The 15,964-nt window shown below is 53.2% G+C and carries 15 protein-coding genes; 7 read left to right on the forward strand and 8 right to left on the reverse strand.

The window, feature by feature from the left end; all coding sequences use genetic code 11:
• Positions 1-75: 75 nt before the first annotated feature.
• A complete protein-coding gene (locus ACFMKP_RS09300; RefSeq protein WP_382291189.1) occupies positions 76-756 on the forward strand; it encodes a hypothetical protein in 681 nt (226 codons plus the stop codon).
• Position 757: 1 nt separating this feature from the next.
• Positions 758-1,447 carry a DUF4166 domain-containing protein gene (locus tag ACFMKP_RS09305; RefSeq protein WP_382291191.1) on the forward strand — a complete coding sequence of 230 codons (690 nt, stop codon included), beginning with the start codon at positions 758-760 and terminating at the stop codon, positions 1,445-1,447.
• 6 nt (positions 1,448-1,453) lie between these two features.
• Here the strand turns inward: ACFMKP_RS09305 and ACFMKP_RS09310 are convergent, their stop codons facing one another.
• Together ACFMKP_RS09310 and ACFMKP_RS09315 are read right to left on the reverse strand one after the other, a co-directional pair.
• Positions 1,454-2,698: a hypothetical protein gene (locus ACFMKP_RS09310; RefSeq protein ID WP_382291193.1), complete on the reverse strand. Its 1,245-nt coding sequence runs from the start codon at positions 2,696-2,698 to the stop codon at positions 1,454-1,456.
• Positions 2,699-2,940: 242 nt separating this feature from the next.
• Positions 2,941-4,149, reverse strand: a complete 1,209-nt coding sequence (locus ACFMKP_RS09315; protein WP_382291195.1) for a PQQ-dependent sugar dehydrogenase — start codon at positions 4,147-4,149, stop codon at positions 2,941-2,943.
• 157 nt (positions 4,150-4,306) lie between these two features.
• On the opposite strand from ACFMKP_RS09315, the gene ACFMKP_RS09320 reads away from it, so the two are divergent.
• The 3 genes from ACFMKP_RS09320 to ACFMKP_RS09330 all read left to right on the forward strand — a co-directional run bounded on the left by ACFMKP_RS09320 (position 4,307) and on the right by ACFMKP_RS09330 (position 7,340).
• Entirely contained in the window at positions 4,307-5,968 is a 1,662-nt protein-coding gene (locus ACFMKP_RS09320; RefSeq protein ID WP_382291197.1) for a M20/M25/M40 family metallo-hydrolase, read from the forward strand.
• 52 nt (positions 5,969-6,020) lie between these two features.
• Complete coding sequence (locus tag ACFMKP_RS09325) at positions 6,021-6,872, forward strand: MBL fold metallo-hydrolase (protein WP_382291199.1); 852 nt, start codon at positions 6,021-6,023, stop codon at positions 6,870-6,872.
• Positions 6,873-7,088: 216 nt separating this feature from the next.
• Positions 7,089-7,340: a hypothetical protein gene (locus ACFMKP_RS09330; RefSeq protein WP_382291201.1), complete on the forward strand. Its 252-nt coding sequence runs from the start codon at positions 7,089-7,091 to the stop codon at positions 7,338-7,340.
• 11 nt (positions 7,341-7,351) lie between these two features.
• Here the strand turns inward: ACFMKP_RS09330 and ACFMKP_RS09335 are convergent, their stop codons facing one another.
• Genes ACFMKP_RS09335 through ACFMKP_RS09360 form a run of 6 tightly spaced genes read right to left on the reverse strand, consistent with a single transcriptional unit; the run spans position 7,352 to position 13,107 of the window.
• Entirely contained in the window at positions 7,352-8,224 is an 873-nt protein-coding gene (locus ACFMKP_RS09335) for an ATP-binding cassette domain-containing protein (RefSeq protein ID WP_382291203.1), read from the reverse strand.
• On the reverse strand, positions 8,200-9,084 hold the full coding sequence (locus tag ACFMKP_RS09340) for a hypothetical protein (RefSeq protein ID WP_382291205.1): 885 nt from the start codon (positions 9,082-9,084) through the stop codon (positions 8,200-8,202). The genes ACFMKP_RS09335 and ACFMKP_RS09340 overlap by 25 nt, the downstream gene beginning before the upstream one ends.
• Positions 9,068-9,646 carry an RNA polymerase sigma factor gene (locus ACFMKP_RS09345; protein ID WP_382291207.1) on the reverse strand — a complete coding sequence of 193 codons (579 nt, stop codon included), beginning with the start codon at positions 9,644-9,646 and terminating at the stop codon, positions 9,068-9,070. Before ACFMKP_RS09345 ends, ACFMKP_RS09340 begins: the two co-directional genes overlap by 17 nt.
• 9 nt (positions 9,647-9,655) lie before the next feature.
• Positions 9,656-10,369, reverse strand: a complete 714-nt coding sequence (locus ACFMKP_RS09350) for a hypothetical protein (protein WP_382291208.1) — start codon at positions 10,367-10,369, stop codon at positions 9,656-9,658.
• On the reverse strand, positions 10,359-12,413 hold the full coding sequence (locus ACFMKP_RS09355) for a hypothetical protein (protein ID WP_382291210.1): 2,055 nt from the start codon (positions 12,411-12,413) through the stop codon (positions 10,359-10,361). Before ACFMKP_RS09355 ends, ACFMKP_RS09350 begins: the two co-directional genes overlap by 11 nt.
• Entirely contained in the window at positions 12,406-13,107 is a 702-nt protein-coding gene (locus ACFMKP_RS09360) for an ATP-binding cassette domain-containing protein (RefSeq protein WP_382291212.1), read from the reverse strand. Before ACFMKP_RS09360 ends, ACFMKP_RS09355 begins: the two co-directional genes overlap by 8 nt.
• A 169-nt stretch (positions 13,108-13,276) precedes the next feature.
• Between ACFMKP_RS09360 and ACFMKP_RS09365 the strand changes: the two genes are divergently transcribed.
• Positions 13,277-15,514 carry an ATP-binding protein gene (locus tag ACFMKP_RS09365; RefSeq protein WP_382291214.1) on the forward strand — a complete coding sequence of 746 codons (2,238 nt, stop codon included), beginning with the start codon at positions 13,277-13,279 and terminating at the stop codon, positions 15,512-15,514.
• 1 nt (position 15,515) lies between these two features.
• Complete coding sequence (locus tag ACFMKP_RS09370; RefSeq protein WP_382291216.1) at positions 15,516-15,962, forward strand: response regulator; 447 nt, start codon at positions 15,516-15,518, stop codon at positions 15,960-15,962.
• Positions 15,963-15,964 lie beyond the last annotated feature (2 nt).

Consider the following 15,964-nt stretch of genomic DNA (forward strand, 5'->3'; position numbering starts at 1 on the left):
CATTGTAACGCGCTTGTAACATCGCTTCGCTATGCTAACCCCATCAGAGGATGGTGCTTATGCGGAGCTGTGCAGATGGCGATAATCATTAAAACCCACATTCGTGGCCCGTTTGCCGCGCTATGGGCAGCAACCCAACAGCCGGATATGCATCAGCGCTGGGATCTACGCTTTTCGACGATTGAATATGGCACGCGGACTGACCCTGCGCAACCCCAAGCCTTTCTCTATACCACGCGGATTGGCTTTGGCCTCCAGATTACAGGCCGCGGCGAAACGAGCACCAAACAACTCGCCGATGGCCGAATGATCTCAGCCTTGCGTTTTTGGTCTGACCATCCGCTGTCGCTGATTCGGGCTGGAGCGGGCTATTGGCTCTACACCCCAACGAGCGACGGGATTGATTTTTCGACCAGCTACGATTATCAGACCCGCTTTGGGCTGCTGGGGTGGCTGATTGATCGCTTATTGTTTCGCCCGCTGATGGCGTGGGCCACGGCATGGAGTTTCGATCGCCTACGCTTGTGGCTCGAACAGCAGATCGATCCAGCGCTTGCCTTGCGCATGTGGCTTAACCAAGGCATTGTTGGGCTTGGCGCATTTGGCCTGCTATTGAGTTGCTTCGCGTGGGTTGCTTGGCAGTTTGGCTTGGTGTGCGCTGTATTGCTGGCAGTTGGCATGACGTGGCGGCGCAAAGCCCATTCAGCCCATATTCCTGCGGCAAAGCATTGTTTTTGGAGCTACAAGGAGCGCTAAGATGCAAACTCAATCAATTTATCAACAGGCTTTAGGTGCTGATTTTGAGCGCCTGCATCCGCAAATTCAGCGCCGCTTTGGGCTGACTAGCAGTAGCGAAATGGCGGCGATTGGTCAAGGCCAGATGAGCATGATTTGGAATGGTGGCCTGCCACTGCGGCCATTGTTGCACGCTGGGCAAGCGCGCCACATCATGTTTGCTGAATGGGGCGCGCAGATTCCGTTTACGCTTGAAAATTATGCCTATCGCGATGCGGCAGGGCGCGAGACAGTCACATGGTTACGCACATTTCAGGTCAATCCGCAGACCAAGCGCCGCTTCGATGCCTACATGGTTTATAGCGACCAACGGGCTTGTATTGTCGATTATCTTGGAACGCATCAGCATTTTGCTGTCGATTTAGCCATGTGGGTTGATCAGCGCGGCGGCATGTGTTTGCGCTCAGGCGCACAACGGTTTTACGAAGGCTGGTTGGGCTTTAAGTTCCCGCGCATCCTCTCGGGCAATGCCGAGGTTTGCGAATGGTACGACGAGGCAGCGGCGCAATTTCGCATTAATGTGGTGGTGACGAATCCACTGTGGAGACCGGTTTTTGGCTATCAGGGTGCATTTACGGTTGAGTGGCGGCCAATGTGCGCCACAATGCTTCCGGCCAAGGCTTTTCCGCAGCGACTTGAACGCCGAGCCTAGTGTGGCTCAGTCAGCGGCAACCGCATATTCGCCCATAATATCGCCATAGTGGTTGGCATATAACTGCTGGTGGAAGCTAACCATGCGGGTGATGATGCCTACTGGAATGCTATACAGTGGCGTTTGGTTAAGTTGCTGGCTGGCAGCCTCGAAGTGGCGCAGGATAATTTGGTAGTGCTGGGCAATTGTTTGGGTGTTGATAATTAATTGCTCAATCACACTTGGAATCGGTTGCTCAGCAGTAATTGCTGCAAACAGGAGATTAAACTCGCGGAAGGTAACATCTTTATGCAAACGGAAAAAGTGGGGCACGCGATCAGCAGCACGCACAAACCATGCGATCCAATCTTCATCGTCACGGGCTGGCACGCTCTGGGATAAACGGCGGTAGTGCTGGGCAATCGTTTGGGCATCGGCGCTGAGTAGCAACGGACCACAATCGTTAAGACACCGCACCAAGCTATTAGCATCGTTAATTAACATCCGCAACTTTGGATCAGTTGCAATCCGATTTTGGGCCGTGCGATCATCAAGATAGATCTGGCTCCACAGATTGACACAATACTCTAAGGTTGGAATGACTAGCATCGTTGCGGTTTGCAGGGCAAGCAACTCCTGAATACTGCGTACACCAGGGCTACACAACGTGTTCATGGCATAGTAGCGTGCAATCAAGGTTTGGCGAATGCGTGCATTGGCGGCTGGATGCAAAATCTGGTTTAGCACATCACGGCAGGCCACGATATTGGCCGAAAGCGCAACCCACGCTTCAAGATCGGCATCAGCACGGAAGGCCTGCACAATCGCTCGATAGCGATCTGCTGCAAGGTGATGGTCAAGCCATGGAATCGCGGTAACAATCTGTTGTAAGCGCGGGAGCACAATTGGGGCGGTATCGGTTAGCACATCAATTAACATGGTATTGAAGGTTGTAACCACCTCGCCGTGGGCAGCGCTACTTAATGCCAAGCCCATGGCGAGGTTATCCGAAACAACTTCATAGCGTTGGTAGAGCAGCAACGAACTAAACTCAGCACACAGATGATCCCAGCGATCAAGATCATTACTGGCGGGGCCAAAGAGGTAGGTAAAGAGTGAGCACATTTGGGTGAGGCTACTGAGGTGGAGAAATTCAGTTAAGACCGGATTGGCAGGTTGCAAAACCCAGCGGCAAAAGTCGGTGTACTGACTTGGCGGCAAACGCTGAAGGAAGGTACGATAGGAAACAAGACAGGTTTGCAACATCGTCATGGAAGGGTCCATGGAATCCTCACGATCGGCTAAAACGAATGACTAAAACGGTGAATTGGCCACCATGGGATCGCTTTCGTGAGGATAGTATAGCGGGTAAATTAGGCTCAATGCAACTTAAATTAGCCAATTGTTAGGCAGCATTTGCCCTTTGCTGGTTGATTAAATTGTTAAGCAAGACAGGCATAGAGCCGTGTGTCTATGCCTGTCTTGGTTTGATAAATTCATTAATTTATAGCAACTTATGGTGTGCCAGCCCACGAAATGCGATAAATAACTCCATTCATATCATCGCTCACAAACAACGAGCCATACGGCGCGAGCGTAATGCCAGCAACCCGCCCAAATTGGGCATATTGGCCATTTTGCTCCAGCAAAAAGCCAGTCAAGAAATCATCAACTGCCACTGGCCAGCCATTTTGAAAGCGCACCCGCACCACTTTATAGCCCGTTGGTGGGTTGCGATTCCACGAACCACGCATTGCCACAAAGGCATCGCCATGGTACTCAGCAGGAAACTGGGTTTGATCATAAAAGGCCATGCCAATTGGGGCACTATGGGCGGTGTACGTCAAAATCGGCGCTTGGGTTTTGGCGCAAAACTCAGCCTTGGATTGATCTTTTGGGGCATTGGGAATATAGGGATCAATTTGTTGGTTGGCAAAACACCATGGCCAGCCATAATTGCCGCCTTGCTGGAGCAAATTCAACTCTTCTGGTGGCTGATCATTGCCACGCCAATCAGAACCATGGTCAAAACTCCAGAGATGTTGGCTGCCAGGATGCCAATCGAAGCCAATCGTATTGCGCAGCCCACTCGCATAAATTTGGCGATTGCTGCCGTCGAGTTCGGCAACAAGGATCGTTGCGCTTTCAGGATTTGGTTCGGCACAGGCATTGCATGTGCTGCCAACCGTAATGTAGAGCTTGCCATCGGGGCCAACCGCCAGCGTGCGATTGGGATGTTGGCCTGCATCAGGCAAATCATCAATTAACACGTTCCATTCGCCAAGCGAGCCATCAGCGCGCAAGGCTGCTCGTTGCACGGTTTTATCGGTGGCAAGATACAACCAGCCTTCATGAATCGTCAGCCCATGGGCGAGGGGCAAGTTGCTTGCGACCGTCCAAATGCGGTCTGCTTGGCCATTCTGGTCGCTATCTTCAAGCGCCAAAATATCGCCTTGTTCGCGGCGAGTCACGTAAAGAATGCCATTGGGAGCCATGGCCAGCATGCGGGCATTACCAACATCCTTGGCCCAGACATCAATCCAAAATCCAGCTGGCACGCGCAGTTGCTGCACTAGGGCTGGGTCAAAAGGCAGTTTGGTTGGCTCCACAATTTCGCCATTCGGGGGTGGGGGTGCATTTTCGGCAAAAACGTGGCCTTGCATACTCAGCAGCAGTGCAATACTCGCGATGCCAAGCAATCGTCCAACGCGGCGGTGTGCCATTGCGCTTCCTCCTATGTGGTTATAACCGAATTCTCTTACAGCGCTACTGGCACATTCCGTACCAACCAATAGCCAGCTTTCGCAAAAAGCGCTATGCTTGATGCAAACCCTGAACCCAAACGCTGTTGTTTGGGCGTTGACGCAAAGGAAGATCGCAATGGACGCATGGTCTGAGATTGTCCGCGAGCTTACGCTTAAGCTCGTAGGTTGGCCGAGTGTCACCAATACCGCTGGTGAGTGTCAGTGGTCACAGCAGTTGGCAGAATGGTTGGGCCAACAGCCCTATTTTGCCGCTCATCCGAGCCAGCTGCGCCTAGAGCGCACCGTCGACGATGGTTATGAGCGCTCGAATCTGTATGCACTCGTGCGGGGGACTGGCCCAACCACGGTTGTTTTGGCTGGCCACTATGATGTGGTCAGTATCGAGAATTATGCCAGTTTAGCCGAATGGGCGACTGATCCAGAGGCGTTGCTGCCGCGCTTGATTGCCAGCTTAGAGGCCAATGGCTCTAGCCCAAGCGACCAGCTGGCGCTTGAGGATTTGCGTTCAGGCGATTTTCTGCCTGGGCGTGGCGCGTTGGATATGAAGAGCGGCTTGGCGGTTGGCTTAGCGGTGCTGCTGCACTTTGCCGCCCAACCAGAGCGGCGTGGTAATTTGCTGTTTATTGCCACACCCGACGAAGAGGAAGCCTCGCATGGCGCGCGCTCAGCGGCGATACACTTGCATGAACTGGCCAAGGAGTGGGGCCTTGAGCTGGCAGCAGCAATTAACCTTGATGCTACCAGCGATCAAGCTGCTGGCGAGCAAGGCCAAGCGATATTTTTGGGCACGGTGGGCAAGTTTCTGCCATTAATTTATTTAGTTGGGCGCGAAACCCACGCTGGCTATCCGTTCGATGGCATTAATGTTAATCGCATGGCGGCAGCAGTAACCCAAGCAATTGAGTGTAATATCGATCTCTGCGATGAGGCCGAGGGTGAGCTTGCACCTCCACCAATTAGCCTCAAACAGAGCGACCTCAAAACATTCTACGATGTGACAACCCCAAGTACTGCATGGTGCTATTTTAATTATTTGACCCATGGCCGCCCAGCGAACCTCGTTCTCGATCAATTTATGGCTGTGACTAGCGAAGCCCTCGATGCGGTGCTCGCAACCCAATTTGCGCAGGCCCAGCGCTATGCAGCGTTGGTTGGCTCGGCTGCACCAGTACGTTGGCAAGCGCAGGTGCTGAGTTATGCCGACCTTGTGGTGCGCGCGCAGCAGCATAGCGGCCCTACATTTGCTCGCAATTTGGCAGCATTCACTGCTCAGTTGCAGGCTGATCGCACCCTCGATGCCCCGAATTTTAGCCGCCAACTGGTTGCCTATCTTTGGCGTTGCGCTGGGCTGAGTGGTCCGGCAGCGGTGGTCTGCTTTGGCTCGTTGCATTATCCACATAGTTTGGTTGCTGGGCATAACGAGCGTGAACGCCACCTCCAAGCCGCCTGCGAACGCCACGCTCAAGCGCTGGCCGCCGACCATGCCACCACCATTAAGCTGCGGCCATTTTTCGCTGGAATTTCGGATATGAGCTTTTATGGTAGCGCGATGGAACACGCCGATCAAACGATTGTTGCTGCCAACACGCCGCTCTGGGGTTCACGCCTGAAATTTGATTACAACCTTGTGCGCACGCTCAATCTGCCTACAATCAATATTGGGCCTTGGGGCCGCGATTATCATCAGCGGCTGGAACGGGTCTACATGCCCTATTTGCTCAAGACGCTGCCCGAGCTGATTTGGCGCGTAGCCAACGATGTTTTGCAGACGGGTTGATTGGGCACGGCCTTTCGCTGATTGACGAATCGTGTTAATGAAAGGTGGAAGCATGACTCCTGCAAGTGTTCAGTTTAAGCTTGGCGATTTTACCTGCACCGTACTTTGTGATGGCACAAGTCCAATCGCCGAACCAATGCTTAGATCAATTTTCTTAAGCAATAGTGCCGAGCTAATTAGCGGATTTCGGGCGCTATCCAGCCCACTTTCGATTAGCCGCAATGTTTTATTGGTGGAACATGCTGGCAAGTATGTGCTGATTGATACCGGCCAAGGCTCCATCGATCCGAATGATCCTGGTTACATGAGCGAGCTGCTGGCCAAGCTGGCAATTCCAACTACGGCAATTGAAACAATTATCATCTCGCATTATCACGGCGATCATCTTGGCGGATTATTCGATGCAGACAATAACCTATGTTTTCCGAATGCCCGTTTAATTGTGCCCAAGCGTGAACATGAAGCGGCCATAAGCGAGGAATCGCTGGCGAAGATGAAACCGCGTAATGCAAACTTCTTGCGCCAAATCGTTGAGTTTTATGGGCAGCGCTTGGAGCCGCTTGCTGCCAATCAGGAGCTTGTGCCAGGCATCAGCTACGTGGATTTGCCCGGCCATACCCTCGGCCATAGTGGTGTTTTGCTTGAACCGCAAGGCGCACGCCTGTTGCACGTTGTCGATGCGATCCATGTGCCGCTCCAGCTGAATGTGGTCGATGCAATTCTGAAATATGATGCTGATGCTGATCAGGCAATTGCGACGCGGCGAACGATTGCCCAACCAACCGCTGCCAATACCATGCTGATGGCGTATCATTTTCCATTTCCTGGGGTTGGCCGAGTTGTTGCCAATGCCGACCAACTCGGCTGGGAGCCTGCCGAATTTGCGTCGGCAATCCCAGCTTAAACCATCACCTGCATAGTGCGCTCACAAACGACTCCCACGGGGGTTGTTTGTGGTTTTAGGCCTGTTTTGGCAAACAGGAATGGGATGCATAAAAAGCTAATTTTATTTTACATAATAAATATGTCTTAATTAACCTTAAAATGGTGATTGACGCAGCGCGATTTTCTTGCTATGGTCTGGCTAAAGCGCTTAATCGTTGCACAGAAAGGAATGCATATGCCAATGCTTGAAACCCTCATGCAGGCGGGGATGACCGTTCAGGAGGCGTATCGAGCTGTCCGCAACCAAATTACCCCCGCCATGATCGAGAATCTGCGTTGGATGCAGCAGCATCGACCAGACCAATTGGCGCGCTATGCTGCCGAATGGGAACGAGCTGGCTGCACGCCGCCATGGGCCGATTTGCTCGATGGTTGGTCAAGCCCTGGCACAGCACCCGCTGGCACCGATGCCAATGACAGCACCTAATTAAAGCATCCTCAATCACTGCTGGCTGATCGCCGCGCGGTTTGGGTGCGCAGATGCAGCAAATAGCCTTCTTCCATGGTTGGCTCGACTCCGACGCTGCCCAGTGGTGGCTCGCCCAGCACGCGCAAGGTTGCGGTTGCGCCATGCTGGGTTATGCTGCTGACTCGCCCGCTTTCCAGCCAGCCGTTAATTGCCTCAATTGGCACAACAATTTCGTGCACCAAGCCAACTGCTGGGCTTGCCAACTCAGCGGCGGTTCCTGCAAAGCTCACAGCCCCATGGTTGAGCACCAGCAGATTGGTCACGATTGTTTCAATTTCAGCAGGAACATGCGAGCTAAGCACAATTAAACATTCCTGAGCACGGCGAGCCAATGCTTGCAGCACCAAGCTCCGTTCTTCGACCCCAAGGCCTGCTGTTGGTTCATCAAGAATCAGCAAGCGCGGCGCGCCGATCAGGGCTTGTGAAATCCCAACTAAGCGAATTTGGCCGCCAGAAAGCTGGCTCAGTGGCTGGCTTGCAACCTCAGCCAAGCCTAGGGTTGCAAGCAGCCCAGCACAATCGGGCTTGGCGCGCTGTTTGAGCTTGGCAATATATTCAAGCAAGCGCAGCGGCGTTAGCTGATCTGGTAATTCGATTTGCTGGGGGCTATAGCCAAGCACGCTGCGTAGCGGACGCAAATCAGCATGATAGGAACGCCCAGCAAAGCAAATTTCCCCTACTCCAAGCGGCAATGCCGTTGCCAATAAGCGTAACAAGGTCGATTTGCCTGAGCCATTTGGCCCAAGCAGGCCAATAATTCCGCTTGTAAAAGCAAACGAAACCTTCTGTAGGGCCTGCGTGTTGCCAAAACAATAGCTTAAATTGCTGACCCGAAGTTCCACCTTTGCTCCTTCCCGACCAAGCGCCCAGCATAGATCAGCAAGCCAATGCCCACGCCTAAGCCGAAAATTCCGCCCCATAGCACTGTATTCGACTGATTAATCGCTACCCTGACTGATTCCCCCAGCAAACTGGTCTGAGCTTGCACGAGGCCATTATCCAATGAACGCCAGCCGAGTAGCACCAAGCCAATCCATACGACTACTGGTGCAGCACTACCAACCAGCGTTCCCCAGCGCACCGAGGTAACCAAGGCAAGGCCTGCGATGCCAAGCATTGGCCCCAGCCAAGCGATCACCAGCCGCCAAAGGATAAGGCTTGGAGTTTGCAGCCAAATGATACTCAAAAAGCCCACTGCTATTATTCCATTCAGGCCCATCATTAAGCAGAGCCGCGCATACAGTAACTCAAGCGGGCTGGTTGGATAAGTGGTTTCTAGCTCGCGCAACGAGCGCGTAGCAGGCCGAAAGAGATAAACAATGCCGGTTGCGGTCAGCACTGGCGAGCCAACCACCAACACGGTGATCAGCGTATCAGCGCCGCTGATCATGCCTACGAGCAAGCCAAGGCCCCAAAGCGCGACGTTCAACCACCAAAAGAGTGGCTCCATCAAGCTGGTTTGGGCCATGATCAGCCTTAGCCAAGAGCGGATGCTTGGCGGGGTTGGAGTTGGCCAGATGGCGGCATGTTGGGCACGGGCAGCGACCAACGGGCGCAGGTTAGCCAAAAGGCGCGCGCGATCGGCGGCGCTTGGGGTGGGGCCAGCGGCGCTTGCCAGCTGTTCGGCAACACCCTGCAAATCGCCCAGTTCGCGTTGTTGTGTGGCATCAAGGCCATCGGTTAGTTTATGCCATGGCATCATAAACCCATCCTTTATGTTGTTCGAGCACAGCTTTGAGCTGCTTGAGCGCGTGAAAAAGCCGACTTTTGACAGTTCCAAGCGGCACTCCAACGACTTCGGCAATTTCTTCGAGTTTCAGTTCCTGATAAAAACGTAACACAACAACCTCGCGGTGATTTGGCGAAAGCTGGGCTAATGCCTGTTGCACGCTGCGCCGATCATCATTGCGCAATAACCACTCGTCGGTCGGCTCTGCCTGCATGTGGAGCGGCGGGTACTCTGCATCATTGGCATACTCATAATGCGGGTGTTCGCGTCGATAAGCTGCCGAGCGCAGATAATCACGCGCCAGATTGGTGGCAATTTTCCACATCCAAGCTTTAAAGCGCTGGGGCGGCGCACCATTCCAAGTAATGATGCGCGTCCACATTTCTTGCAACACATCCTCGGCACTGCTTTGGTTGCCAAGCTGCCAAGTGAAAAATTGCAGCACTGGGCCATGGTAGCGGTTCAGCAACGGTTCAAGCGCCGCCTCATCACCAGCCTGCAAGCGTTGATACAGATATTCGTCACTTGGTTCCATTATCGTCCTTTATTGGTTGCTGGGTGCATCGAAACCCACGCGCGGGCGCTGGCCTTGGATCTGGATGCGCGAAATGCGCCGCCAGACACTGACCACAACCGTCGCAATTAGCAATCCCATGCCGATGCTGATTAAGAGCCAGCGATTGGTTGCATAGGCATGGGTTTTGGTTGGCCAGGTTCGCTCAAACAGGAAGATTGGGCCGCTCAGTCCGCCTTTGGTCAGCAGTTCAATAAACCAATAGCTCATCACAACGCCCGTAGCTGCCCAGTAGCTACCGCTGATACTGCTTATCAAGAGGCCCAAGCCCATCAGCAAGATGGCAGGGGCGAATGCAGGCACGACCACACGTTGCAGATCGAACGTGCCAAATGCGCCCAGCAAGAGTATCGTACTCAGGATCACGATCAGTGCCAGCACGCCGAGTGCCCCGCCAATGCGCATGAGTGGCAATCGCCATGGATTTTCGGGATAGGTCGCGCGTAGCTCGGCAAAATGCTGCTCACGCTCAACCCCCATCAAGTGGCAAACTGCCAGCCCGCTGGTTAGCGGTACAACTAGTTCAAAGGCTCTGCTCAGCTCAACGACCCGCTGTTCAACCGCAAGTTCAGCGCCAACCAACCATGCCAGCAGCCCACCAAGCGGCAGCAAGAGCGCTGGAAGCAACGCAGATAAGCCAAAAATAATGCGCAACTCATACCACACCAATGATTTAGTTTTCATGGCTGGCCTGCTCTAGCCACTCGGCCAGCTGTGCTTGCGAAAGGCGCAATAGTTGGTTTTGTTCCTGCTGAAGTTTGGTTATTAAGCGAATTACACCCTGCGCTCCTTGTTGTTCGTAGCTATCGACCAAGCCAAACACAATTGGGTTGTATAACGCCGGATCAATATCTTTGTTTGAAGTGCGATAGTATGCGTCGACTCGCTCCCGCGTTTTTGCAGGGTCGCCGCTGAGCAACTGGCCTAAAAAGGTGTCAACTTGGCGCTGAATTGGATTAATCCGTGCGCCATTCCCAGCTTGGCTTGGATCGCGTTGCCACAAGCTATTGACCAGCGTCGTTGTCAGATAGAGTTCTTCATTGGCTGGATTTTGGGCATGCTCACTCAAACGCTCCCAACGCTGATAGATAAACGGATGATCGGCAGCTGGCGCATTCATTGGCAAGCCTTCGCCAGCATCAAGCACGGCGAGCGTCATGCGATCGTGCGCCGCAGCGGGGAAAAAGCGTGCCAACTGCTCAAGCCGTGCTTGATAGCGCAATGCATAGGGTCGCACCAAGTCCAGATATTCGGGCATGGTGATGACGTTTACGCTGCCAACTTGCTCATTGACCAAGCCTGGCACTGCCAGCAAGAAGGCCCATTGGGCGTTGTTCGAGCGCCACAGGTTCGGCTGCTGTTGATCAAGATTGGAGACAATTTGCCAATCATTGGGCGCTTGCACCGCTAGCTCAAACACTGCGGGGGCATGCAACCCATTGCGGCACAGCGGCTGAAGCAATTGTTCGCCAACCAACGGATACCAAGCCCCAGCCGAAGCTAACCGCACGCCCTGCTCATTGCTAAAGTAAATCGCTTGCGGTGGCCCCGAAAAACTACCAGTCAGCAGCACATTCCCTGCATACGCCAGATCAACCTCTAGGCTTTGATTGGCGGCTAGTAGTGTAGGCAAACGAAGCAATAGGCGATCATCCTGTTGTTCAAAGGCAACACTTGCCTCGCTAATCAGCAAATCACGCTGCAAGGTCAACACAACCTCATTAATCGGCGTAGCTGCCTGGTTGCTCAGCACAAGTTTGGCCCGAAAGGCTGGCGCGCTTGGTTCGCGCAAATCGGCGTTAATTGTATAAGCCGCGATCTGCACAGGCGGTTTGGCTGTGCTTGCGATCAACGGGTCACTACAGCGTGAATTGGCACTTTCATGGCTGGCTAAGGCCGCGGTCGTTTGCCAAAAACCGACTGCACTGCCGCCGGCAACGCTCACCGCAACGATTAGTGCGAGCCATGTCCAAGCAGCAGTACGCCGCCTGCGGTTTTGCTGTTCGTAGCGAATAACGCCAGCAATCAGCAGCGCAGTGCACCCAAGATAAAATCCATTGAACCATGTAGGCAATCCGCCGTGAACCATCTGGCCCCACAACTCATCGTAGGTGACGGTTTCCATGCGCATAAAGCTCAGCAAGGTCATGCCGCGCATTCCGGTGCTGGTGCGGTCAAAGAGCGGTAAATGAGGCAGCGCCAGAAACAGCAACCAGCCAATCCCGAGCAACGGATACACCCAACGGCGTTGGCTAAATCTGGTCACAAGCCAATAAGCTGCCGCTGTGCAAAATGCCAAGGTCAGCCCTGACTCAGCAGCAAATACTGGCAAACTCGACCAAAATCCAACCAATGAGCCGCGCCATATCGCAACAACAACCACCGGAAGCAGCAAGAGGCAACTCGCGGCCAGGCTAGCAAGCCAGCGGCCAATCAACACCTCAGCCCCAGTTGGCAACACCGCATCTAGCACGCTAAAGCGTATGCGTTGTGGCCGAGATGCACTCGCTCCAGTCAGAAAGAGCGCCACCAGCGAGAGCAAGCCAATGCCAAAATTGCCGATATCGGCTTTCAAGGCTGCTTGCAGCGTGCCAAATTGGTGACTATAGCCGGTATACGCGAGAAATGCCGACCACAACCCAGCTATCAGCCAAAAGCTCCAATGACCGATGATTAAGCCTAACTCAAGCCGCATGGCGGTCAGGCCACGAGTAATGCGCTTATGCATGAGCCACCCCCTGCGCCATCACTGCCATATACCCATCTTCTAAAGTGCCTTCAACCAACTCGCCCCGCCCAAACGGATTTTCAGCAGACACCACTCGCGCCAGCAATTGTGCGCCCAGCGGCCTGCTCGAAATTACCTGCAGCTGTTGCGTCAAGCGCTCCCATTCTGCTGAACTTACCACAACTTGCCATACACGCCCCGTCGCTGCTTGCACAAGCTCGGCAGGCGGCCCACTGAAGAGCAATTTGCCGCGTCGGAGCACCGCAACGCCACTACAACTGGCTTCAATATCGGCCACAATATGGGTCGATAACACCACTGTGCGCTGGCCCGCAATGCGGGCTAACACGTTGCGAAAGCGAATCCGTTCTTCTGGGTCAAGCCCAACTGTTGGCTCGTCAACATAATCGAGCATCGCAAATGCACTCAGGCTCTGATAAAAGCCAAACTCCTGCGGTAGATAGCCAAGCTGCTGGCGAATTGTGCTTGGTTCGCGCTCAACGTCTACTCCGCCAACCACAACCTCGCCCGAGGTCGGCACAAGTTGAGTGGTCAGAATGCGCATGAATGTGGTTTTGCCAGCGCCATTTGGCCCCAACAAACCAAACATTCCCGCGCCAATTGAGAGCGAAATATCATCCAATGCGCGATAGCTACCGTATTGTTTAACCAGATGTTTAATCTGAATATCCATCGTTTGCTCCCCATAAATCTGCCGATGCTATTAAGACGAGATAGCCCAAACGAGGGTTCAATCGCAATCGGCGGATGGGATTGGGCGAGGATAAAAACTGAATGCAATCTAGCGTATGATCAAACTAGTGCTAGCATTAGGGGTAGGTTCTCTGCTGAAAGGATAGATCATGACCGTAAGCGATCTCGACCAGTGTGCAACCGAACCCATTCATATTCCAGGCATGATTCAGGCGCATGGCTTGTTGCTGGTGCTGAGCGAGCCGGATTTTCAGATTCTGCAAATTAGTGCTAATAGTTTGGATTTTACTGGCTATACGCCTGAACAGCTGTTAAATCAATCGTTAGCGTTGCTGATTACCAGCGAGCAACTTGAGTATTTGCGCTCAGTTGTGGCCCACGAACAGCTTGATCAAAATCCGCTCTATCTTTGGACGGTTCCGCTGCAAGCCACGCAAAAGGTATGTGACGGGATTTTACACCGCCATCAGGGGCAGCTGATTCTTGAATTCGAGCCTGCACTCACCAGCGGTACGGGGCCACACGATGGTTACCGCATGGTGCGCAGCATCGTTGCCCGTTTGCAACAGATTCCTGAGTTTCAGCCATTTTGCGATGAAACTGTGCGCGCAGTGCGCCAACTGACTGGCTTTGATCGGGTGATGATCTATCAATTTGATGCTGATGGCCATGGAACAGTGATTGCCGAAGCGGTTGATTCCAACCAAGAATCGTTTCTCGGTTTGCATTATCCGGCCTCTGATATTCCACCCCAAGCACGGGCGTTGTATCTGCGCAATTGGCTGCGGCTAATTCCCGATGCGCGTTATACGCCAGTTGCGATTGTGGCCGCAGCTAAGCCCGACCATGAGCCGCTTGATTTGAGTTATAGCGTTTTGCGCAGCGTCTCGCCAGTGCATCGCGAATATCTCGCCAATATGGGTGTGCGGGCCTCGATGTCGGTTTCATTGGTTTATGAAGGCCAGTTATGGGGCTTGATTGCCTGTCATCATGCCGAGCCACACTATCTTTCGTGCACCCTACGTTCTGCGTGCGAGGTTTTAGGCCAGTCGGTATCGTTGGCGCTTACCAGTAAAGTTCACCACCACGATCATGCAGCTACCCAGCAGCTCGTGGGCATTCAAACCAGCTTGCTTCAGCAGATGACGACCGCTCAGCGCTGGATGGATGGCTTGGTTGAAGGCCAACATACGCTACTGGATTTAATTGCCGCTGGTGGAGTTGCGATTCATACCAACGATGAGCTGGTAGTGCTTGGCCACACGCCCAGTATCCAACATATTCGGGCGATTATTAGCTGGATTCGGGCGCAGCCAGCAACGATTGATGATGGCTATCACACTGCCTCGTTGGCAAGCAAGCATCCGCCATTTGCGGCTTTGGCTGCGGTGGCCAGTGGCGTGCTGGCATTTCCCTTGGTTGGCGCAACTGATCAATATCTGCTCTGGTTTCGCCCAGAAGAGATTCAAACGATTACCTGGGCTGGCGAACCAACCAAAGCCGTCACAATCGCCGACGATGGCATTCGAATTAGCCCGCGTCAATCGTTTGCCCAATGGAAAGAGCAGCGGGCCTTGCATAGTGTTGCGTGGACAGATGCAGAGCTGTCTGTTGCACGGACAATGCGCGATACGATTCGGACCCTGCTTTTACAACAAGCTACCGCCTTGACAACGCTTAATCGTGCGTTGGAGCAAAGCAACGCCGAGCTTGATGCCTTTGCCTATAGCGCCTCGCACGACTTAAAAGAACCCTTGCGCGGCATTCACACCTATGCCCATTTTCTGCTCGAAGATTATGCCGATAAAGTTGATGATGCTGGCCAAGCTAAGCTGCAAACGATGTTGCGCTTGACCCAACGCATGGATGCCTTGCTCGATTCGCTGCTGCATCATTCGCGGCTTGGGCGGGTTGAATTGCAATTTCAGCCAGTTGATCTAGCTACATTAATTCACGATGTTAGTGATACCTTAATGATCCAGCCAGACATGCTTGAAATTCGGATTCCTAGCCCGTTGCCGATGTTGTTTGCCGATCCGCTGCATCTGAGCGAGGTAATGCAAAATCTGCTGAGCAATGCACTCAAATATTCGCAAGCAGCCCAAAAATGGGTTGAAATTACCGCCATAGCCCTGCCATTGGATGCAGAGCAGCAGCCTTGGTATCGGATTGCAGTCCAAGATAATGGAATTGGGATTGCTGAAGCACATTATGAAACGATCTTTCGGCTCTTCAAACGCCTCCACGGACGCGATCATTTTGGCGGCGGCACGGGCGTTGGCCTGACTATTGCAAAAAAGATCATCGAGCGTCATGGTGGTATATTAGGGGTGCAATCAACGCTCGGGAAGGGCACAACCTTCACCTTTACCCTCCGTGGAGCCTAGTATGTACCAAGCATTACGCAAACGCCAACTCTTAGTCATTGATGATAGTGATGAAGACTGTGCTCTGATTGAGCGCAGTTTTTCGCGCTTTAATGCTGCGCTGGAGATTGTGCGGTGTGCCGATGGCGATCAAGCACTCCATTTTTTGCACGAAACATCGGTGGCGCTGCCGCGTGGCACGCTGCCCGACCTGATTCTCTTGGATTTGAATTTGCCAGCAATGGATGGGTTTACGGTTTTAGCTAAGATCAAAACCTCACCAGTGTTGCGCCAAATTCCGGTTGTTATTCTCACCACCTCGGCTAATCCTGATGCGATCACCCGTTGCTATCAGGATGGGGCCAATAGCTACCTGGTTAAGTCGCTTAATGTCGCAGGCTTTCAACAGACGATGCATGTCCTCTATCGTTATTGGTTTGAGGTCGTGTGTCATCCTTATGGACGGTAACG

It is taken from the genome of Herpetosiphon sp. NSE202 (assembly GCF_042688385.1).
Classification (GTDB): domain Bacteria; phylum Chloroflexota; class Chloroflexia; order Chloroflexales; family Herpetosiphonaceae; genus Herpetosiphon.